At 49.4% G+C, this 20,703-nt stretch carries 19 protein-coding genes and 1 tRNA gene; 7 read left to right on the forward strand and 13 right to left on the reverse strand.

Annotated features, from left to right (window positions below; genetic code table 11):
* Positions 1-330: 330 nt before the first annotated feature.
* From IC230_RS30025 to IC230_RS30035, 3 genes are all read right to left on the reverse strand, one after another.
* Positions 331-1,146 carry an enoyl-ACP reductase FabI gene (locus tag IC230_RS30025; protein WP_191042779.1) on the reverse strand — a complete coding sequence of 272 codons (816 nt, stop codon included), beginning with the start codon at positions 1,144-1,146 and terminating at the stop codon, positions 331-333.
* 123 nt (positions 1,147-1,269) lie between these two features.
* Complete coding sequence (locus IC230_RS30030) at positions 1,270-2,322, reverse strand: alpha/beta hydrolase (protein ID WP_191042780.1); 1,053 nt, start codon at positions 2,320-2,322, stop codon at positions 1,270-1,272.
* Positions 2,319-3,710, reverse strand: a complete 1,392-nt coding sequence (locus IC230_RS30035) for a methyltransferase RsmF C-terminal domain-like protein (protein WP_191042781.1) — start codon at positions 3,708-3,710, stop codon at positions 2,319-2,321. The genes IC230_RS30030 and IC230_RS30035 overlap by 4 nt, the downstream gene beginning before the upstream one ends.
* Positions 3,711-3,757: 47 nt before the next feature.
* On the opposite strand from IC230_RS30035, the gene IC230_RS30040 reads away from it, so the two are divergent.
* The 4 genes from IC230_RS30040 (at position 3,758) to IC230_RS34235 (ending at position 6,755) form a co-directional block, all read left to right on the forward strand.
* Positions 3,758-4,270 carry a KdsC family phosphatase gene (locus IC230_RS30040; RefSeq protein WP_191042782.1) on the forward strand — a complete coding sequence of 171 codons (513 nt, stop codon included), beginning with the start codon at positions 3,758-3,760 and terminating at the stop codon, positions 4,268-4,270.
* A 63-nt stretch (positions 4,271-4,333) separates the two neighbouring features.
* Positions 4,334-5,611 carry an adenosylmethionine--8-amino-7-oxononanoate transaminase gene (gene bioA, locus IC230_RS30045; RefSeq protein ID WP_191042783.1) on the forward strand — a complete coding sequence of 426 codons (1,278 nt, stop codon included), beginning with the start codon at positions 4,334-4,336 and terminating at the stop codon, positions 5,609-5,611.
* 45 nt (positions 5,612-5,656) lie between these two features.
* A tRNA-Gly gene (locus IC230_RS30050) sits at positions 5,657-5,729 on the forward strand.
* 303 nt (positions 5,730-6,032) lie between these two features.
* The gene (locus IC230_RS34235) at positions 6,033-6,755 is read left to right on the forward strand and encodes a DNA/RNA non-specific endonuclease (protein WP_223860946.1); all 723 of its coding nucleotides are present in this window, start codon (positions 6,033-6,035) and stop codon (positions 6,753-6,755) included.
* 50 nt (positions 6,756-6,805) lie between these two features.
* Here IC230_RS34235 and IC230_RS30060 read toward each other — a convergent pair whose 3' ends face one another.
* Entirely contained in the window at positions 6,806-7,063 is a 258-nt protein-coding gene (locus tag IC230_RS30060; RefSeq protein ID WP_191042784.1) for a hypothetical protein, read from the reverse strand.
* 678 nt (positions 7,064-7,741) lie between these two features.
* On the opposite strand from IC230_RS30060, the gene IC230_RS30065 reads away from it, so the two are divergent.
* Positions 7,742-9,346 carry an insecticidal delta-endotoxin Cry8Ea1 family protein gene (locus IC230_RS30065; RefSeq protein ID WP_191042785.1) on the forward strand — a complete coding sequence of 535 codons (1,605 nt, stop codon included), beginning with the start codon at positions 7,742-7,744 and terminating at the stop codon, positions 9,344-9,346.
* Positions 9,347-9,824: 478 nt separating this feature from the next.
* Entirely contained in the window at positions 9,825-10,376 is a 552-nt protein-coding gene (locus IC230_RS30070) for an RNA polymerase sigma factor (RefSeq protein WP_191042786.1), read from the forward strand.
* A gap of 278 nt (positions 10,377-10,654) precedes the next feature.
* Here IC230_RS30070 and IC230_RS30075 read toward each other — a convergent pair whose 3' ends face one another.
* Positions 10,655-10,945 carry an ArsR/SmtB family transcription factor gene (locus IC230_RS30075; RefSeq protein WP_191042787.1) on the reverse strand — a complete coding sequence of 97 codons (291 nt, stop codon included), beginning with the start codon at positions 10,943-10,945 and terminating at the stop codon, positions 10,655-10,657.
* 440 nt (positions 10,946-11,385) lie between these two features.
* Here IC230_RS30075 and IC230_RS30080 point away from each other — a divergent pair, with 440 nt between their 5' ends.
* Positions 11,386-12,054: a hypothetical protein gene (locus tag IC230_RS30080; protein WP_191042788.1), complete on the forward strand. Its 669-nt coding sequence runs from the start codon at positions 11,386-11,388 to the stop codon at positions 12,052-12,054.
* A 249-nt stretch (positions 12,055-12,303) separates the two neighbouring features.
* On the opposite strand, the gene IC230_RS30085 is transcribed toward IC230_RS30080, so the two are convergent.
* From IC230_RS30085 to IC230_RS30120, 8 genes are all read right to left on the reverse strand, one after another.
* Positions 12,304-13,317 (reverse strand): tail fiber domain-containing protein, encoded by a 1,014-nt coding sequence (locus IC230_RS30085; protein WP_191042789.1) that lies wholly within the window; start codon positions 13,315-13,317, stop codon positions 12,304-12,306.
* A 142-nt stretch (positions 13,318-13,459) separates the two neighbouring features.
* Entirely contained in the window at positions 13,460-14,758 is a 1,299-nt protein-coding gene (locus IC230_RS30090) for a site-specific integrase (RefSeq protein ID WP_191042790.1), read from the reverse strand.
* A gap of 3 nt (positions 14,759-14,761) precedes the next feature.
* On the reverse strand, positions 14,762-16,144 hold the full coding sequence (locus tag IC230_RS30095) for a tyrosine-type recombinase/integrase (protein ID WP_191042791.1): 1,383 nt from the start codon (positions 16,142-16,144) through the stop codon (positions 14,762-14,764).
* Between the two features lie 109 nt (positions 16,145-16,253).
* On the reverse strand, positions 16,254-17,270 hold the full coding sequence (locus tag IC230_RS30100) for a hypothetical protein (protein ID WP_191042792.1): 1,017 nt from the start codon (positions 17,268-17,270) through the stop codon (positions 16,254-16,256).
* Positions 17,271-17,360: 90 nt separating this feature from the next.
* Positions 17,361-17,813, reverse strand: a complete 453-nt coding sequence (locus IC230_RS30105; protein ID WP_191042793.1) for a hypothetical protein — start codon at positions 17,811-17,813, stop codon at positions 17,361-17,363.
* Positions 17,791-18,132, reverse strand: a complete 342-nt coding sequence (locus IC230_RS30110; protein ID WP_191042794.1) for a hypothetical protein — start codon at positions 18,130-18,132, stop codon at positions 17,791-17,793. The genes IC230_RS30105 and IC230_RS30110 overlap by 23 nt, the downstream gene beginning before the upstream one ends.
* 28 nt (positions 18,133-18,160) lie before the next feature.
* Entirely contained in the window at positions 18,161-18,817 is a 657-nt protein-coding gene (locus IC230_RS30115) for a hypothetical protein (protein ID WP_191042795.1), read from the reverse strand.
* 804 nt (positions 18,818-19,621) lie between these two features.
* On the reverse strand, positions 19,622-20,479 hold the full coding sequence (locus tag IC230_RS30120) for a hypothetical protein (RefSeq protein ID WP_191042796.1): 858 nt from the start codon (positions 20,477-20,479) through the stop codon (positions 19,622-19,624).
* Positions 20,480-20,703: the final 224 nt, after the last annotated feature.

Raw genomic sequence — 20,703 nt, forward strand, 5'->3', positions numbered from 1 at the left:
GCCGTCGCCCGAAGTGGGGTAAAATATGATCAAAAATTAGCCTTACCTATTGTTTCTTAACACAGTTCATCCCGACGAAGGAGGGATCTTTGGGTAAGCCTGTAAAATTGCCATCACCCAAAGATCCCTCCTTCGTCGGGATGACAAAAACGCTATCAAATCAAAAGTTTAAACAGGTTCATTTTGAAAAAACGGTGCACGCCCAAGCCTGCACCGTTTTTTAGTTTGATCGGCTCCAACGCCACAAAGGATGGGCACACCGCAATCTATACAGGGAGTTCCTTAACGACCGCTTATAGCCGCGTTGGTCAATAGACTTGTTGTATCCATTTACTCTTTACTGATCAGATTCATTACGTCTTCGGAGATGCCGGTCATGGAGAAGCCACCGTCATGGAAAAGGTTTTGCATCGTTACCATACGTGTTAGATCGGAGAACAACGTAATAACGTAGTCGGCACACTGGTCGGCGGTAGCATTGCCGAGGGGAGCCGTTTTATCGGCAAAATCATAGAACTTGTCGAATCCGCCAATGCCGCCACCAGCCGTTGTTGGCGTTGGCGACTGCGAAACCGTATTGACACGTACTTTGTGTGACTTCCCGTAGCGATAACCAAAACTGCGGGCAATCGACTCCAGCACTGCTTTGGCATCTGCCATATCGGTATAGAACGGAAAAGTTCGCTGAGCAGCCATATAGGTTAAAGCAACGACCGAGCCCCACTCGCTGATGGCATCCAGCTTATACGCCGTCTGCAACATCTTATGAAACGATAGAGCTGAAATATCAATACTTTGCTTGAACCAGTCGTAATTCAGGTCCGTATACGCTTTGCCTTTCCGGATGTTCGGACTCATGCCAATGCTATGCAGCACGAAATCGACTTTACCACCAAGCACTTCCTGCGATTTTGTAAACAGATTTTCCAGATCCTCAACCGACGTAGCATCGGCCGGGATGATTTCGGCGTCGCACTGCTCAGCCAGTTGCTTGATCGCGCCCATCCGCATCGCAATCGGTGCGTTGGTAAGTGTGAAGGTGGCGCCTTCTTCTTTCGCTTTCAGAGCGACTTTCCAGGCGATTGATTTTTCGTCTAAGGCACCGGAAATGATGCCGCGTTTTCCGTTCAGTAATCCGTAAGCCATATAGTTTAGTGAAGAATGTAGAGTGAAAAGTGAAGAATAAAAAACAAAGAATAGTAGACTCAGATAGCTAAACTATTCTTCACTTTTCACTCTACGTTCTTCACTCATCGCCCCAAAGTTAGGTTATTTTTTCGTCGGATCGTCGTTGCGACGGAGAGCCACTACCGAAGTCGGTTCTGGAGCGGGTGGTAATTTCAATACGTCTCGCATAAATTTTTCGGTATGCTGATAAACACCACTTACGTCATCGGATGTAAAGTGCGAAGCAATCACGTGGGCGCCTGCATTCGGGAAATCGACTTTTTCTTTTTTGCTGGCTGGTGTGCCTAACTGGTCGAACATCTCCAGCATAGCCGGTACGGATACTACGTTGTCCTGATGCTCTTCGTCCTTATAATAGTAGCCCATAAAAACGGGCTGTTTCACTTGCTGAAATTGCTCCGGTGTCATGAATTCGTCAAGCATGGTTTGCAACGTAATCAGACCATTGCTATGGTATTTCGGCAACCAGTAGCGAATACGCCCTGGTTTATCATACGAATTAACAACGTGTTCGCCAGGAAATACCTGATCGAGAATTTGCTTACCCCATGGTTTCGTGACAAGCTTCATAGCTGGATTCGCTACAGCAATACAGGGGGAATAAAGAACCAAACCGTCAATCTCGGGATGATGAGCCGCCAGATATAGCGCTAACATACCCCCGGCTGATGTACCCATGACAATCACTTTCTCACCCAGCGATTTTCCAATGGCTAAGGCTCGTTCAGCCGAGGCAGCGTAGCTGGACGGGGTCAGTTCTTTGAGCGCATCTGGCGAATCGACACCATGTTCAGCCGTTCGGGCCAGGTAAAGATTACACCCGAAGTGCCTGGCAATCTGCTTATGCACCGGATCACCCTCGGCCCAGGTCGCTGAAAATCCGGGAATGTAAACGATACTATACGGCGTTTTGATTTTACGCAGGCTGTCGGCCCAAACGATTCGGGCTTCGTTGTCGGGCCGTAACCCTGCGTTACGTTCCGATTCGTCAAGGCTGGCTTCCAGCTTCACCAAATCGGGATCGAGGGTGATGGGTTCATTTTTTATAGCATCAGAATGCGCAGAGGGACCCAGCAGATAGCCAACTCCCATAACGGCCACTAACAGACCAGTGATGATAAAAAACCGCTTCATACGTACTCTTTAATGTCCATCCGGATACGCCAATCTTTTGGCAGGTAATTGTTAACCCGATTGCCAACGCCTTTCACCCAACCTAAATTTAACCCGTTGTATTGGGCTAACAACCAGCCTTTAACGGGTTCATCGAACACCAGGTTTTCTTTCTTAAAGAACCGTAACGCATCTTCCTTACTCAACGGCAAGGCCGGCAATGTTTGATTGATGGCCGTACTAAGTGCCAGTGCGTGCGAAGGAATAAAATCCTGCCCTTTAAACTGACCCATTTCGAGGCCAAAACCTTTGTTACGGATCGCGCTATCCAGAAACAGGAACGTTTTTTCTAATGACTTCGGCAAAGCCATTACGTCGCCATTGGGTTTTTCCCAGAACGAAAAATCGGTTGGACTCTGGAGCCATTTCGCAGCGGATGCAGCCTCGCGGGGACGTAACGCCCGAATGCTTCGGAACGTACGCGCGTCTAATTTCACCGAAGCGGTAAACGATGTTTTCTGAAAAACGCTGATAAAAAAGCCCTCACCCCGCACCCGATGCGGATAGCACTGGTAACCAACAGCATCGCCCGTCTTTTTTTCTACTACGTTCCAGTGAGGAGGTAAATCGAGCGAGCGATTCCGAAATCCGTTTTCTATCAGATATTGAACATTCTCGGTATTCTCGGCGTCATTATAGGTGCAGGTGCTGTAAATCAGTATACCTCCTTCATCCAGTAACGGCGAAGCAGCGGCCAGGATCCGTTTTTGCCGAGCTGAACAAAGCTGCACGTTGGCTTCTGACCACTCCTGAACCGCATCCGGATCTTTGCGAAACAGACCTTCACCTGAACAAGGCGCATCGACGACAACGACATCAAAAAAACCAGCCAGTTTGTCCATCTCTTCCGGATCATGGTTACTGATCACTACGTTCGGATAGCCCCATTTATCCATGTTTTCGCGAAGAACAGCGACGCGGCTCCGAATCACCTCGTTACAAATCAACAAACTATCGGGTGATAGGGCCGAAGCCAGCAAGGTACTTTTCCCGCCTGGCGCGGCACATAAGTCAAGAACCCGCACCGGACGGTTGAGGTTAACGGTTTGCTTCAGCGCTACGTTCAGCAGCATAGACGAAGCCTCCTGGACGTAATAAGCACCAGCTTGAAACAGCGGATCGAGGGTAAAACTGGGCCGTTCGGGTAAATAAAAACCGTCTGAGCACCAGGGAACCTGTTGCAGATTAGACGTATCATAATCGGCTTTACGTGGGTTCACACGAACACTTACGGGAGTGGGCTGCGTCAAGGCAGTTTCGAACTCGGGGAGAGCTGCACCCAACTGGGCTTGCATCTGCACCTGGAATGCGTCGGGCAATTCAGCCCTGGACAGGTTGCTGGGATTCATTTAGCAAAAATACGGAACAGTCGGGCCGTTTTCACTAAACTTGCAGCATGGCAGCACAACAAGACCAATTCAGGCAGATAAAGACCTTTATTTTTGATGTGGATGGCGTCCTGACCGACGGAAGTGTCAATCTGTTAGCGACAGGTGAACGATTCCGAACCGTTTACATTCGGGACACGTATGCTATCGAACAAGCTTTAAAAGCAGGATTCCGGGTAGGTATTGTCTCGTCTTCAAATGCAGATGGTGTTCGTAACTGGCTGATGAACATGAACGTAAAGGATATTTTCATGGGTGGCCCTTCTGATCAGAAAATCAATGCCTATCTTGGCTATATTGCCCGCGATGGTTTAAACGAATCCGAAACCCTGTACATGGGTGACGACCTTCCTGACTATCCCATTCTGAATCGCCCGGACGTATTGAGCACCTGCCCTGCCGATGCCGTCGATGAAATTCAGGCGATCTGCCGTTACGTATCGCCTAAATCAGGTGGCCGTGGTGCCGTTCGCGACGTAATTGAGCAAGTAATGCGAGCCCAGGATAAATGGACCCTCTAAAGCATTGCATTGGAGCTAAATTCAACGCATGCAGACCAAACATCACTAGAATCTATTTCTTGAATGAATACATTAGCAGAACGTGATCAGGCCGTAATCTGGCATCCATTCACGCAAATGCAGACAGCGCCATTACCCATACCAATTGTCAGGGGGAACGGTTCAGTGCTATACGGAGCCGACGGCCGTGAGTATTTGGATATGGTTTCGTCCTGGTGGGTAAATCTGCATGGACATGCGCATCCCTACATCGCCCAGCGCGTATCGGAACAACTAAATACGCTCGAACACGTCATTTTTGCCGGCTTTACCCATCAGCCAGCCGTTGAGCTAGCCGAGCGTTTACTCAAGATTCTTCCTCAAAATCAAGCGAAGGTTTTCTATTCGGATAATGGTTCAACGGCGGTTGAGGTAGCGCTGAAAATGTCGTTTCAATATTGGCATAATCTTGGCAAGCCACGTCGTAAAGTTGTTGCTTTAGAGAATGCTTACCACGGCGATACGTTCGGCGCAATGGCCGTTGGAGAACGTAATGCGTTTACCGCTCCGTTCGTACCCTTTCTGTTCGATGTTGATTATTTGCCGACACCACTAACCGGCCAGGAAACCGATGTTCTGAAACTGGCAGAGACCTTATTTACAGACGACGTAGCAGCGTTCATCATCGAACCCCTGGTTCAGGGAGCGGGGGGTATGATTATGTATGAACCTGACGTACTCGACCAGCTCATTCAACTGGCCAGACGTAACGGCATACTCATTATTGCGGATGAGGTAATGACTGGTTTCGGCCGAACAGGGCGTTTGTTTGCCTCTGATTATTTGCAGCAGAAACCAGATTTGATGTGCTTATCGAAGGGCATAACAGGCGGAACAATGGCCTTAGGCGTTACGACCTGCACGCAGGCTATTTACGACGTTTTTCTGTCTGACAATAAGCACAAAACTCTCTTTCACGGCCACTCCTTTACGGCAAACCCACTTGCCTGCGCAGCTGCGCTCGCCAGTATGGACTTGTTGTTGCTCCCCGAAACCCAATCGAATATCCAGCGTATTGCCGAGCAGCACGCTCAATTTGCGGGTCGGTTGGCGAATTGGGCAAACGTCTCATCAATACGTCAACGGGGCACGTTACTCGCCTTCGATTTAAAGGTCGGTGAGCAAACATCCTATTTCAATAGCATTCGCGACGTTGCTTATGCGTTTCTTTTGGAACGAGGAGTTTTGATGCGACCTTTGGGCAACACCCTGTACCTTATGCCTCCTTACTGCACAACCAACGAGCAATTGCTGTATTCATATCAGCAGGTAGACGAATTGGTAAACACCATCCCGTTCTAAATATCTTGACATTTTAAGTTTAATCATTCACCTTTGTTTTCCTAAGCGGGAGTAGCTCAGTTGGTAGAGCGGCAGCTTCCCAAGCTGCAGGCCGTGGGTTCGAGACCCATTTCCCGCTCATTGATTATCAGGCACTTATCCACAACGATAGGTGCCTTTTTCTTTAACAGTTTACACATTGGTTTACACATCTCTACAGCTACAATAAGCCGCTTCTAAGCCATTTGGAGCGGTATATATTAGGGCCGAGAATTGGCTGTACGATTTAAAAATTATTTTTTCGGCAAATAATCAATTCTACGACCACATATATACCTTGATTTGGGTGGTAATTGTAAAGGCCCTATATAGGAGTTTACCACCTTACCACCCAAGATCTGGTCTATTTCGAGCCTGACAACAACGAGTGTAAAACTTACCCATGAAGCAAATCCTACGACTGTCTATTGGCTTGCTATTAATTCTCTCGCTCGACCAGTGTAAGCAGCCCTCGGTTGATGTTCCCAGTAACACCACACCAACCAGAGACGATAACGTAGCCCTTGGTAATCCCGACGGAGCCAGGACCAGTGAGAACAGCCCGAACGCGTACCTGATCACCCGCCCTACTTATTCGCTTTCTTTCAACAACTCGACTGGTATTGCCAATTGGTGCAGCTGGCATCTGAGCGCAGCCTGGAAAGGATCAGCCACGCGGTACGCGGGTAATTTTATTCCGGAAACCCTATTGCCAACAGGCTGGTATGTAGCCAAGCACGCAGACTATACTAATACCGGTTTTGACCGTGGGCACCTCTGCCCTTCGGATGACCGGGACAGTACGGCCGATTATGGGCTCATCATGGCCTGCAATACTCCAACTTCTCCAACGCCTTCGCCCCGCGCTGTTCTTAACCAGGCCTACGTGGCTAGCACGTCCGATGCCGAGCTGCTCAGGCACTACGAAAACTATCGTGATGCGTTGATGCAGGTAGTCACGGCCGGGAGTGATCCATATGCTTATCAGGATTCACTGCGACTCATTAAAAACGTCGCGGTTACGGAAGCGGAAACATTAGCCCTGCTGGGTGGAGACGAAACCAGGTTAAGAGAGCTGATCCAGCTCAGCTATGAGCTGCTGCCACCCGATCTTTTTCAGGAGTAGACCGCTTGCCGAATTGACAGCAGTTAATCACGCTGATAGTGAGAATGTCATTAATTCAAACTAGCCAGTAGCTGCTCCTGCTGAATCCGAAATCGTTGCTCCACCAGCGTTCTATTTTCGGCTAACAGGAATCGGTTAGTACGCTGCAAATCCTCTAACTGATAGCGTTGTTTCTGGATAAGAAGCTTTAACTCATATTCAGCCTTACTCTGCCGGTTCAGTCCAGCTTGAAAGTGATTAGCTACCGCAGTGGCTACGATTAGCAGGCTTGATAGAACCAGCAAAAGGAGAAGCACAATAAATTCCATGAGATACTAGTCAGTTGAGCCTTAAACCGTGTGTGCAGGTCGTATTGTTTTCGCTACGCCCCCAGCCTATTTATTTATTTTGAAAACGCCTAGACGCCTACCCTACAAAACCTACAAAAGAGGGTATTATCCAGGGCGCGCAACACACTTCCTATGAAGCTAAAAATAGCTTACAGGTTCTGTCACCTGTTGATTGACAATAGGTACACCTGTCGATAAATCTACCGTTTAATCAATTACGTAGGTACTATTTAGACTGGCACACCAATGCTACTCTTGCCAGTCCGATTGAATAGATCACCCTAAATAGGAATATAGCACATGAGCTTCCTATTTTTTGTTTGTGTGGTGGTTGTCCTTACCACTGGCAAAGAGTCTGCCCCAAAACACCCTTCATGTTCTTGGTGCATAAGAGTAAAAAAGAATGTTGAGCCTGCACATGCTGCACTTCTTACACGTATTAAGAAAAAACCGGGTCATTGCCTGAAAGTATGACCTTCCGTCCGGTTCGTAGCCAAATTTGTACAAAGAACAACCGCTTTCACCCCCGGGTGGGACAAATCTTCGAGTATTTGGGTGAAATCTCCGAGTCACTCCCTGGATAAATCCCTAATCTTGCCCCGGTGATCAAGGGAGCCTTTAGCATCGCTACGCCTTGTGCACTTAAACGCAAAAGCTATGTTTTCACAAACCGCAATGACCAATCGTCGTAACTTTCTGGAACGCTCGATGTGGGGCTTTGGCAGTGCCTTTCTACTACCCAGCCTGCTGACGGGCTGCACCGATCACCTCATTTCCCCTACCGGTTCACCGGTTGAGCCTCCACCGGTTAGCGATTCAGATATTGATTGGAATGATGACGCGAAAGCACTCGTTGCTGCCGGGATTGGCACGATACCTGTAGCTGGTGGAGTTCTTGCCGCTTTACTTCGTATTCTTTGGCCCAGCACTCAGCAAGACATATGGGCCCAAATAAAAGCGCAGGTGGAAGCACTAATAAACCAAAAAATCAGTGATCTTGTCTACCAGCAGGTATCCGACGATCTGGGAGGCTTACAGAAGGTGCTCGTTCTTTATCTGGATGAACTCGAGGCCTATAATGATTCCGTCACGGAATACCAAAAGGATCCAACCAAACCTAAACCAGATCCAACTGACCTCCGATCGCAATGGATTGCCACGAGGACAGTTTTTGCTCAAGCGCTGCCCCATTTTCAATCCAAAGGATACGAGTCGCTGCTGTTGCCTTTATTCGCGCAATTTGTCAACATGTACCTGTCTGTGTTACGCGATGCGGTACTCGACGGGAAAAGCTGGGGTAGGAGCGATGCTGAACAGCAGCAGGACATTACCGACTTGAAACAGGCGATCAGTGACTTTACCTCTTACACCGATGTCACGTATACGAACGATTTGATTAATCTAGATAATGCTACACCGTTAGATCCCATCCTTTGTGAGCCTGATCGATCCCTTATTCGGTATACACGCCAGATGACGTTCACAGTACTTGACTTTGCGACTACCTGGGCGTACTATGATGTCACGGTATACCCTTCTGGACACAAGGTCGAGTTTACCCGCGAAATTTTCTCTGACCCTATTGGCGTCAACTCTACGGGCAGAAGAATAATTTTTCCATCTACTTTTCCATCTACGCCGGAGCAGTTCCCTACTCAGATAACCGTATGGGCTAATAGCGTTGTTACTGCTACTTCGGCCGTTCAGGTAACCTATCCGGCCGGTGGGGGACCTGGTGGTGTAACGACAACGCCCATAATGCCTCCGGGGGGCGATCAACGTGGCAGTCTTTATCCTCCTCATGGTGGTACAGTTACTTTTCCGCCTGCGGCCACTAACCCGATAGTTAAGTTCGGAGTGGGTATCCACCCCAGTGGGGCTGTCGCTGCTCTCTATTTTTACTATTATGACGGCACACACTCACCTGAGCTTGGCTACCCAGGTGTTGATTCGGGTAGGATCGGTTTCACCAATGAAGCACTGTGCCGTGTTCACATTAACGGAGCATACGAGATCATTGTACCCAATTATTACACCCGTATTGCCGATTGTGTGGTGTTTGGCTTTAAACACTGGCAAACGCCGGCATCAGCCTTGCGAGCCATTGGTACCCTCTACATAACAAGCCCCAAAGAGCGATCGGCGGCTGAGTTTGCCCCCGTCCTGCCAGCTCTTGCCAGCTTTTCGATCACCGACGAATTAAAGGCGGCTCGCGCTGCGCACTGGGCGAGTATTAAAGAGCAGGCTAAAGCGCTCAAATAGCCTGCCTTGTTTTAGGGGGCGTTTACAAGCCCGCTCAAAAAGTCGCGGCTCGAACCAACCCATACGCCGTAGTCCGAACGTCGGTCCGGCGGCATTCCGGCGCGGGACATTTAGCTAACCGGGCGGCCGATGCGGACCGATTTTTGAGCGTGGCTGTTCTCCCCGGCAATCCAAGCCATCAGAATTGGTTGTCGCTAACCCGACCTGGATTAAATCACCTATAACAAAAAGACCGGGCCCGATGAACGTAACCGCCGAATATAGGTATACTACTTGACTAAAATAAAAGGATTGTTTTTAGACCTGCACTTCCTGCACGGCTTATAGCTGCTAATTGTCCAGCCCATTGCCCAATAACTTTGCAACCAACGAAGGCCGTATAGTAAATATCCTGTTTATTTTTTGTTACGCAGTTGCCCCGTGAGAGTCTAACTAAGTAGATACATATCCGTATCTGATCCTTACTTATATAACCTACGTGAGAAAAGTAACGCCTGACGAGCAGATTATCGATCAATATCTGAGCCAGCAGCCCAATCATTGTTTCGAAGAACTCTACAAAAAGTACGTCGACAAGGTTTACCAGCGGTGTTTGTTCATGACTAAAGACGCTGACCAGGCTCAGGACTTCACCCAGGACGTGTTCATCAAAGCTTTCGGTAAGATGAACGACTTTGAGAACCGCTCCAGTTTCTCCACCTGGATCAACGCCATTGCCTACAACTACTGCGCCGATCAGCTACGCCTGGCGAAACGTCTACCGACTACCCCAATCGATGAGCGGCTGGAAGACTCCCTGGGCGATTCGGGTGAAGCCCGGGCCCAGGAGGAGAGTCAGGATCTGGCCCGTCAGGCACTGGCTAGTCTACCTATGAATGAGCAATTATTGCTGCGTCAAAAATACGAGCAAGGGTTAAGTCTGGAGGAGTTAGCCCAGATCTACCAGATCAAGCTGAGTGCGGTCAAGATGCGGCTCAAGCGGAGTCGGGAAAAGATTCAGCAGTATTACGCTCAGCAACAGGCCAGGTAAAGCTCGACTCGTGATCGTTACCGGGGTGTTTGTGGGTATACGTCAACCACGGACTCAACCCTTCGCTGCCATTTTAATCGTCGGTAAGCAAAAGCCAGGTCAATAGCAAAGCGACACCGATAAACAGCAGCGCGTACAAGCCAGCCCTGAGCCGAAGCCAGAAGGCTTGGTTTACGAAAGTCTCTCGAACAAAGGTGCTGGCCACTGTCAGCTGTACGAGTATGGTCAAACTCACCAGGAGGGTTGATCTCAAAATTAATGGAGTGATCGTGATAGGATTAGTAAACGTCCCGTTCCAACAGAAGCCGAATAACCTCAGCAAACGCTGGATCTGCCAGGTAATAATACATCCATTTCTCGCGCTTGTCACTCTTGAGAATGCCCCGGTCCCTCATCCTGATCAGATGGTGGGATATAGCCGACTGCTCCAGGTTAAGTACAGCCTGTAGAGCCGATACATTCAGAGTAGGCTGTTCGCTTAGCAGTAACAGGATTCGTAGCCGTACCGGGTGGGCGATTGTCTTGAGCAGTTCAGAAGCCAGTTGGTTATTGGTTGCTATTGCTTTCATAACGTGGTGAAAAGGGGGCTAAGTTACCCTTTCTTACGAATGAAAACTAGAACATTATAACTATTATTCATAGTAACATGTTATGGAGAAAATGTAGACGAAAAAAGATGTTTTTTAGACCTGCGTATTTTATATAAGCAGTTACTCCCAGATTGCCCAGCACCTCATCGCTGAAGGACTCCAGACCGCTCGGGGGTATAAGTTCTATGCTACGCAGGTAAGTCAGTGATTGGCCAAGGTGTGATAAAGTGTAACATCCCCAGCGTCTAAATTTTGGACAACTTTAGGAATCAGAATGTTACGCCGTTGTTTCAACGGCGCAGGTTTCCAATTGCACTCTTTATTGACTCGTGAGTAAATCTGTGCACTCCGTCCAGTAACTATGTCGACCGCATTGAGTCATTTGCTGTACTATTGCAGTCTATCTAAGCTTCTTCTCAATGAAACATCTCTTACTTACCTACTTACTCCTGCTAATTACGGCAACTACCTATGCTCAGGTGGGCATCGGCACCATCACACCCGACCCCAGCGCTCAGTTGGATGTAGTATCCTCCTCCAAAGGCCTTCTGCCCCCCAGGGTAACCAGCACGGCCTCGGTAACGGGGACACTGGCCGAGGGGCTGCTGGTCTATCAAACCACAGGCGCACAAGGCTATTACCTGTACACCCAGGGGGGCTGGCAGAAGCTTTCCACAGCAACAGAGGTCACCAGCGCGATCAATAGTGTGACCAGTGCCGCCCCCGGCAACACCTATGCCTATGCCGCCAATATTAATAACCATACTAGTGCGGCTAATACTTATGAATCCTTCCCTTATTTGCAGCAACAATCGGGTATTCTGAGCAATTCATCATTCTTCAGTATACAAACTCCCGGCGTCTATAGTATAAGCTATAGCCTTGCGGGGTCAACAGCAGCCAGTACGCAACTCTATAATTTCAATGACAATACAGCCATTGCGGGCACCTATGCTCAGGGTGCAGGGAATACTCAATTTGGCAATAACATTATTTTGCAGGTGACTAATCCGATCACTATTGGCCTCTATCATCTTAGCACGGCTATCATAAAATCCGCTTCCATAACCATCATCCGGATCAAATAGCTCTGTTGCAAGCGTACTGTATCCCATACTAAGTTATTTATGAGATGTTGCCATTTGCCCTTTTTGGCGAGGAGTAGCACAATATTTACGGGCCTGTTGCTTTCCCCACACTCTCAACTTATTTTTCGTTAAAACGCGTAGATGTGTTACCGGCAAAAGTGGATTCTTCGCAGAAACTTATTATCCATTGGCGCAGAAAAAAAAGATTGTTTTTGAACCTGCACAAGCGACACTTCCTACACAGTATAACTAGGGCTTGAGGCTGGTAGATGCTATGTTCGCCTGAGTACTCAGTAGCGCTTCCAGCCTAGCAACTTTCTTAGCTAACTCCTGCGTTGACGGCTGATCTTGCCGTGAAGTTTTCAGTTCCGCCCGTAGCTGCTCATTGTCCGCTTCCAGCTTTTCTACTTTCTTAATCAGGGCCTGAATAGCGATCAGGTTTACTCCATCAAAATCCGCTTGGTTGATGCTCTTGTCTTCCCCAATGACCCCCAGTTCATCATGACCGAAGGCAGCAAAGAACTCCTGAGCCATCGGGCCATAGTGCCGGTACTGTTTGGCATCTTGCCCTTTGTAATTCCAACTACCTAGGCGCATACGGGCAATCTTTTGCAGGAAAGAAGAACCGTCAGCGGCCAGGAAGTTCTCTTTGCGAGTCGAGTCAGAAAGCGTCTGCCAAGCGTTGCCACCACTACTCAGAGAGACCCCAATCGTCGCATTTGAATTGGTGAAAAGCTTGTAACCACCCTGGAAGCGCATCATCATCTGATTAGAGGCATCGTTACCGAGCGTACTCCAGATGGTGGCATCGCCAATGATAAAACTACCGTTCTGATCGTTAGTGCTCACGAAAGTACCCAAAGCCGTAGAATAGTCACCCGTCGCCTTGTTGCCGTTGCCCAGCGCCGTTGAGGCGACACCACCAGCAATATTGCCGTTGCCCATTGCCGTCGACAGGTATCCACTGGCCTTGACGTTGTAACCGGACGCAAACGAATACGCACCCACATTGGTGTTGTCATTCGCCGATGAGCGACTCCAATAGCTACTGACTGCACCACCCACCCGGAAAGCCCCCTGACTAGCGTACCAGATGAGTTTGTTTTGACTGCCTACCTGATTGGTATCTTCGCCAAACAGGACCGTTCTGCCGCGAATGACGTTAAAATAAGCTTTAGGTGTAGTTGTTCCAATTCCGACCTGAGCATAGCTGAAGGTGAATTTGAGGACTAGATAGAAAAGTAGAAGTAGCTTATTTCGCATGGCTTGGGGTTTGGTAAAATGAACACCCCAAGATAAGAAAAGGCCCCGACTCTTTGCCGGGGCCTTCTTATGAATGCCACTAATTAATAGAATCACCCGATAGGGTTATACAGCTCGGCCGATAAGGCGACTTTGTAGGGCGTTAAGCGGTTCGGTGAATTTGGATGAAGGGGTGACGCGTTGGCTCGGGTGCCCTTTGCTCCGGAGCAGGGTCCATTGGGTTAGCCATAGCCTCCAATAGCCGACGGTCATGGTTTACATAACGAATCAACTGCTTGGTTGAGGTCCAACCGGCCGCCATCTTGATCTGGGCATCGGAACACCCAGCCGCTACCAGCCGGAATATCCCCGAGTCCCGCGCATGACCAAACGTTAACGGACGATCCAGCTCAGCCGATTTTCCAATCTCTTTCAACACCCGGCCAATGTGAACATCGCTGCGTCTGGTGGATATCTTCTGACCGTAGCGGTTCCAGATGCGTTCAGCGCGAGCCGATACGTAGCAGACAATTTTAATCCCCCGGCCTGCTTCCTGTTTAGTCCGGTATTTTTCCAGGATCAACCGGCCATGGCTATCACGGGAGAAATGTTCCACGCGTAAGGCTTTATAGTCCGAATGATGCAGACACAATTCACGGGCCAGTAGCCAGCCGTCGCGTACTTTCATTTGATCGGGGGTCAGATAAGCTAGTGCTTCGATGCGGCAAACCTCCTCTTCGGTTAAATTGTAGGGTGGCTTTTCCGCCCCGCTGGCGCCCCGGAACCCCAGCGTGTGATAAGTTCTGATTAAACCTGTCAGTTTAGCCCAGTTATAGACTTCGGTCAGCAGTTTGGCGCACTTTGAGGCAAAAGCAGTCCCCATTTGAGGTAAGCACTTCAGATAAAAATGGTAGGCTTCCACAAACTGGGCATCTACTTTGTGAATCGGCAGTTTGGGATTGTGTTTGGCTTTTAGGTATTGACTGAGCCATTTACGCCGTATGCCGTAGGTGCGGAAGGTAGTAAAGCTGATTTGCCCAGGTTCGCGCCGGATGGCCTCGTCAGGATCGATCAGTTGCTTTTTGTAAGCGATGTATTTATCCATCACTTCTTCTATGGTGAGCAGGGGTTGTTTGGCGTAGCTTTTTTCGGCCATCAACTCCTGAGCGGTGATGGGCTCTCCGCGCTCAGTGAGCGTACGGGCCGCTGACTTTATGGAGTTTTCCCAGAGCACGAGCTGTTCGTTGAGTTCCTTCGCTGCTTGTGACTGGCGTGGAGCCGTGCGGTTCTTCCAGTCTTCGCGGGTAGCCCGAATACCGGTGGCAGTCCGCTCAATGCCTTGCCCCTCGACTTTAATGTAAGCGTAGATGCTTCCTTTCTCGTATAGTGAGTCGGTAGCTCGTGATTTGCGGAACTCAAAGCGAACGCGGTGGATGGAATAATAAGCGGGTTGATTACTCATGGCTTAAGCGGTTTTAAATGTTTTGATGAATGGATTGCCGACGGGGATTGCCCGTAATCGGATTGTACCCGCCTGTTGCTGGCGGGCCACCCGTTCCATATCATAATCGGTAGCCGAGGTGGTGACCTTGACATAGTGAGCCTCCGTGGTGCGAATGCTTGAGTGACCCAGCGCTTTGCTGACGGTGCTGGTTTGGTAGCCTTCCCGTAAGAACAAAGCCCCGGCCGTCTTGCGGAGAATCTTACTGGTTAGCGTTTTATCAAAGCCGATGGCGACCTGTAGCAGTTTAAGATGCCGGTTCAGATCAGCCAGCACCGGCGCGGGTGGTCCTTTGGGATACTCTGCAAACAAAACCTCTAGCTGCTCACCGATTTGCCCAATCAGGGGAATCTCGCAGGTATTACGGGGTGGCTTGGCCCGCTCAATGACAATCTTAACCCCTGCCGCATTACGTTTATGAAACTTCTCGGGATCTTGAGCGTAGCGAATGGCGTCAATGTAATCCAGTCCGGTAAAACACATCAGCTTGGCCCACCAGATCACGTAGCTGGCCTGTTGATCGGGCAGATCCAGTCCCAACAAACGCTCGATGTGCTCAGGCTCCAGAAAGTAAACTTCTTTGCCTTTGCCTCGCTTGGGGCGGAACTTTTCTAACGGATTTGTGGCCAGAAACCCCTCATCCACTGCGTAGTCTATGGCGTGCCGCACATCCGCTAGATATTTGTTAGCCGAATCCTTCTGCATGCGTCGTTTACCCGAATGGGGATGTATCTGTAGCCAGGCATGGAACCGCTTCGCCCAGCCCGTGTTCAGATCGGTCAGTAGGGGTGAACGGGCATCGATCTCCTTAGTTTCGGTAATGGTTTTCGGCTTGGGAAAAGGGGTAGGATCATACGAAGCTGGTGAGACGAACTGGCGCAGGTGATCGAGCGTTTTATACGCCCGGTCAATAGTCTTTTGAGCAAGTCCGTCCTCACTACCATGCAACGAGTCCAGATAGGACAAGTATCGTTTAAACCAGGAGGTCAAACAGGGTGAGGTAGAGCCGGGTTGTAAAAATTCCTGCTTAACCAGCTCTGCCGTAGGCCTGAGCCCTTGCCCCTGGCTGTGTTTACGTTTTAGCTCCCGTAGGATTTCCCGGTGCTGCAGTTCAACCTGAGCAAATTGCTCGTTAGTCTCATCGGTTAATTGACTGCGACCCGTCATGATTTGTTTTTCCTGACTCCACTTAGTTGGCCGGATCATAATGCCGGAGGAATAATCAGACTTAGCCACCTCACCATTAACCCTTAGGCGAATCATCAACGCCCGCGGGCGTTGATCGTGCTTCTGACTGTGGCGAATAAGAAAGTTGATTGTGAGTTCTTTTTTGCGTCTGGTAAACATAGCTTGTGCAGTTTAATGGATTGAAGGAATCAAGAATAACAGGCTTTTTAGCTAAAAACCCGGCTCTGGCTGTACTCGCAACAGAACCGGGTCTACCCTCTCTCATCAACTATCGTAGTTCCGGCAAGACCATCAGCTTCCTGGCCAGCTTGTATAACTCATCAATTTTGCCGTGCTGCTCAACCACCTTCAGGTAGCTCTCATCTTTCCCCTTGGCCGACGGTCCCGCCTGGGCGTACACGTTGAAGCCCTTACGCAGATCGTACTGCCCATAGAGCCATTTCCAGGTGTCGTGCTCTGTTTTGCGATCGGCAGCCGCGTAGCTGTTGACCAGACGCACCAGCAGGTTACGGGTTGTTGGTTCGGCCTGCGTCTCGGGTTGCGGTGCTGCCACCTGAACCGGTTCTTCGGGTAAGCCAACCGGAGCCAGACTCCATACGGCAAACGAGGCCTGCTGAAAGAAATACAGCACCGTGTTGACCTTCTTTTCCAGGATGTCAAACCGGCCCTCTACGCCATCGATACGCGTATCCAGCATCGTTAACAGCTCTGGTATTGTTCCGGACATTTCGGCGACTTTCTGGGCTTCATTGGCTTCGCGCTGTGCCTCTTTCTGGGCTTCCTGGCGTAGTCGTTCGGCTTCGTCCAAAAGTTGCTGAGAACGACTCTTTGGGGCAGACTGAGGCTCGGGCTTCTCTTCGGTCATTTGGAACTCCTGCGAGGGGGTAAGTGCCTGTTTTGCTTGAGCAGACGAACTAACCAACGGCGGAAAGATGCTGATAGAACCAGCAGCATTACTGGCGGACTCAGAAGCTAGTTTGTTTCTCCGCTTTAGGTCGCAGGCTAACTGATACTCTTTGATCCACTGTTCAACCACACCTGGCGTCAGATCGGATAGGTCTTTTACCAGCTTGTTGGTTGCAGGCTTGCCCCGATGCTGTACGTACTCAATATATCCTTTTTGATTCAATAAGAGCGCTATTTTATTGACGTAGTGTAAGGCTACGCCGGACGCCTGGGCAATGTCCCGGCGCTCCATCGGCACTTCTACCTGTAGCGGAAATGTTTGTTTTGCCCACTCCAAATAAGTGGCAATTGCCTTTAGGCGATCACTGATTAACTCCATTGCATTAGATTGTTTAGTTGTGAGAAAAAGCTATTGAGAGTAGTTCCGGCAGCCGTGGGAGACTGGCCACCGGAACCATAAGTCAGGACGCTATTCGATTGGTGTTTCCGGCTTTACCATTTCCAGAAAAGTCTTAAACCGACCCTCTTTGTCTTTGGGTAGATGGTCCATCCAGTTACTATAGCCGCCCGGATTGCTGGTGCTCTCGTCGGCGTAGTAGTTATTAATTGACACTAAGGCGGTTTCTCTGAGCATCTGATCAATCAGGTCATTGATTTCCTCCACGTTTTTCCAGTATACATAAGCGTTCTCGTAACTGCCTGCTCTTAGCTCCTCGAAAAAGCAGGAGATCAGACTATACCGGTGAGCAACCAGCGCTTCATGGACCAGGGCAATAGAGGATTGTCCGTAGCTGTTATTCGTGCTTAAGTCAATCGAAACGAGTAGTTCACGCTTGGGACCTGGGATGATTGCCGCGTTGGGGTTGGTGCTTTGATTGGTTTGATGATTTTGAGGGTGGTTATTGATCAGCAGTGGCGACAATCAGATTGGAGATAAATTCATCCAGATCCTGATACAACTTGGTTGCCTGCTCAATGCCCGGACCGTGAGCCACTTCATGGACGGGCAGATAACAGCAGAACCAGGACCGCAGGGCTTCCCGTACTTCGGACAGATACGCCGTGTCCGAAGTGGCTTCGATGAAGAAATTCGAGGGAATGACGACCGGCTCGTTAACGGACTTATAGGTTTGGTGAACGATCACAACGCCGTTGTTCTGCTTGAGGGCTTCTACTGCATTTTCAATCACGCAGGCCCGAGCCGACTCCTTGGAGTCAGTAGTTTGATTGTTGGTTTTCACGGGGGTAATAGCTAAAAAAGGTGAGCAGTTAGTCCAGGCCCTGAGTGGCGGGGTCAATCTCCAGGTAGTCTTTCAGAAAGCGACGATACGTAGAATCGTCACTAAAGCGGTTCTGTTCTTCGCCCTTGGTGGCTCTGTAGTTCCTGTCGGCCATATCGTTGGCCTTTAGCAGCATTTCAAGGATAGTCCAGTAGGCTGTTTGGGCATCGTGGTAATGGTTGTGAGCTACCTCAAACTCTCCGGCGCGAACCTCGTTAAATGCCTTTTTCATCCGGTCGTTATAGTACTCATCCAGCGCAAAAGCGATAACGTCTGCTCGTGAGGTACCACTACGCTGAAGGATCGACATATCAAGCCTGTAGCCAGTATCACCGCTTACAGGCTCTTTTGGCTTCGGCGCTGGTTTGGTCGGCACTTGCGTAGGAAAATGCTCATGTAAACGCTGTCCGGTCTTTAGTACCAGTTCGTCACTTGCCCCGCTTTTCTTCATGTGCTCAAGCAGGGTGCGGTTGAACTCCGAGAGTTTAGGCGACTTGAGAAACTCGCTGAGGGCTGAGGTTGCCGCTGGTGTGTCGGCACTTACCGCTGGGTTAGCAGAATTTGCCGTTAAATCGGGTTTTTGAGCCGATTGCTCAAGATTGTTTGCATGGGAGTCCCCCTCACCGTAACTTTGTACGGTCGTCATTTAGATATAATGTTTAAATGGTTGATAAGGAGCCCCGAACCGATAGCCGCCAAGCATTTACGGTCCGGGGTTTACTATTTTTTGGCTTACAACTCGTCCCATACAGTCCAGCGGGCAACCTCATCGGTACTATATCGCCTTTTCTGTTCCTTGCTGTAATATCTTGAATCAAAGTTATTCAATGTTGTAACTAATAGCAAGAATTGTAAAGAAAAAATTTTCATTGTTGCTAATAACTTGTGTTTTGTTACAACATTGATAACTTTGTTGTACAACTTTGAATGTATACAGATGCCAACTTTAAACCAGCGAGTGCAGATAGTCTTTGAGCGTTTAGATACTAATGCTCATGCTTTTGCTGAGGCACACTCGTTGGTTGCCTCTTCCCTTTACAACATTGTAAAAAATAATCGCAGGCCTAATTCTGAGACTCTTGAACGCATGTGTGCAGCAGAACCTCGAATATCTGCTGAGTACTTACTTCGTGGTGAGGGCGAACCGCTGCGGGATGCACGAATGATTTCAAACCTGTCGACGGTTGAGCAGTTGCGAAGCTTAAAAGAAGATATAGTTCAGTCGCTAGACAAGCGGATTTTGGAGCTAGGCGGCTAGCCAGCTACATACAGACTTTGTTATTGGTTAGGTAAAAAGCCCGGTGCTGATGGTGCCGGGCTTTTTGTAAAGTTGGGTATTGGGTATAGATTTGTTCGTAGAAAATTAGCTCGTATCAAAACAGAAAAGCCCCACCGCAAGGGTAGGGCAATAGACTAGGAGCAAGCCTATCGGTTGCAGCTTACAGCTACTTTACTGGCCAAAGTAGCTGTAAGCTGCCCGTAGCGTACCCCCCGGCCCCGTTTGCGTATGGGTCACCGGACGGCCCTGCTCATCATAGGAGTAGCTGTAACTTACCCGCTGCAACAGCTTCTCGGCCCCATCCGGGCCAGCCACGTAGGTCGCAATAGCGCCTGGATTATTGGCCTGCAGGACAACAGTGGGCAACAGAGGATAAAGTGTCCACAGCGAAGAAACGTTCTTTGAAGCGTCGTAGTCCGAATAGCGGGTTACCCACTGAACCCGGTAAGCACCGGTTTGGCCGTCTTTGATAGCTTCGATTACCTGCGTTACATTCCCTTTCGCATCATAGCCAAAGGTCTTACTGGTTTCAATCGCCCCCGCCCCTATGGCCTGCGTAGCGTCAATCCGGTGAAGCCGGTTATCGAGAGAATATAAATAAGTCTGGGTGGTGAGCAGCTTGCCCGCTGGCGAAAACTCCTGGGTGCGGCTTACTTGATCACCCTCGTAGCTATAGAGGACATAGGTGCCATTCGAAGCGTTGACCCGGGTTAACTGCTTATCCGAATAGATCAGATCGTGAATTACTTTGCGGACCTGATTGGTGCTCTGGGCGTAGAGATTCTGGCGGGTGTAACGAACGGGCGTCAGGCTGGCATCGTAGTCCACCTCTTGATAATCGGTATTGGACCAGCTTACCTTGGTTTTCTTAAAGACGCTAATTACCTCGTCGTTTGGCGTGGGCTTGTCCGACTTCTGGTTAGCTTCCCCGGATGGGTTCGCCGGTAGGTCAGGTTGAAACGCGTCTGGTTTGCAGGAAGCAAGTGCGGCTAGTAGAGCTAACGATAGCAGAGATGAATTGATTTTCATTGCATTTTATGGTTGTAGTGAATTGATCGAGAGTTGGAAAGACCAACTGGAGTCAAGACCGTAACGGCTAGTTAGGCGTTGGACAACGCGCAATGAGTTGATAGAAATGGCGTGTGTGTTGTTGAATCGTTGGGATGAGTTGACGGTAGGTGCCAATAAGAATTTACCCCAACAAAAAAGCCACACCTGGCGAGGTATGGCTATTGGTGAGGTTAGTACGACGA

Origin of the sequence: Spirosoma validum, assembly GCF_014699035.1 — a bacterium.
In the GTDB taxonomy this organism is placed as follows: Bacteria; Bacteroidota; Bacteroidia; order Cytophagales; family Spirosomataceae; genus Spirosoma; species Spirosoma validum.

Excerpts from the sequence above, each read along its gene's own strand:
- IC230_RS30060 (WP_191042784.1), bottom strand. The coding sequence starts at position 7,063 with ATGGAATTTATTGTGCTTCTCCTTTTGCTGGTTCTATCAAGCCTGCTA.
- bioA (WP_191042783.1), top strand. The coding sequence starts at position 4,334 with ATGAATACATTAGCAGAACGTGATCAGGCCGTAATCTGGCATCCATTC.
- IC230_RS30065 (WP_191042785.1), top strand. The coding sequence starts at position 7,742 with ATGTTTTCACAAACCGCAATGACCAATCGTCGTAACTTTCTGGAACGC.
- IC230_RS30030 (WP_191042780.1), bottom strand. The coding sequence starts at position 2,322 with ATGAAGCGGTTTTTTATCATCACTGGTCTGTTAGTGGCCGTTATGGGA.
- IC230_RS30100 (WP_191042792.1), bottom strand. The coding sequence starts at position 17,270 with ATGGAGTTAATCAGTGATCGCCTAAAGGCAATTGCCACTTATTTGGAG.
- IC230_RS30080 (WP_191042788.1), top strand. The coding sequence starts at position 11,386 with ATGAAACATCTCTTACTTACCTACTTACTCCTGCTAATTACGGCAACT.
- IC230_RS30025 (WP_191042779.1), bottom strand. The coding sequence starts at position 1,146 with ATGGCTTACGGATTACTGAACGGAAAACGCGGCATCATTTCCGGTGCC.
- IC230_RS30075 (WP_191042787.1), bottom strand. The coding sequence starts at position 10,945 with ATGAAAGCAATAGCAACCAATAACCAACTGGCTTCTGAACTGCTCAAG.
- IC230_RS30120 (WP_191042796.1), bottom strand. The coding sequence starts at position 20,479 with ATGAAAATCAATTCATCTCTGCTATCGTTAGCTCTACTAGCCGCACTT.
- IC230_RS30115 (WP_191042795.1), bottom strand. The coding sequence starts at position 18,817 with ATGACGACCGTACAAAGTTACGGTGAGGGGGACTCCCATGCAAACAAT.
- IC230_RS34235 (WP_223860946.1), top strand. The coding sequence starts at position 6,033 with ATGAAGCAAATCCTACGACTGTCTATTGGCTTGCTATTAATTCTCTCG.
- IC230_RS30040 (WP_191042782.1), top strand. The coding sequence starts at position 3,758 with ATGGCAGCACAACAAGACCAATTCAGGCAGATAAAGACCTTTATTTTT.
- IC230_RS30085 (WP_191042789.1), bottom strand. The coding sequence starts at position 13,317 with ATGCGAAATAAGCTACTTCTACTTTTCTATCTAGTCCTCAAATTCACC.
- IC230_RS30090 (WP_191042790.1), bottom strand. The coding sequence starts at position 14,758 with ATGAGTAATCAACCCGCTTATTATTCCATCCACCGCGTTCGCTTTGAG.
- IC230_RS30035 (WP_191042781.1), bottom strand. The coding sequence starts at position 3,710 with ATGAATCCCAGCAACCTGTCCAGGGCTGAATTGCCCGACGCATTCCAG.
- IC230_RS30095 (WP_191042791.1), bottom strand. The coding sequence starts at position 16,144 with ATGTTTACCAGACGCAAAAAAGAACTCACAATCAACTTTCTTATTCGC.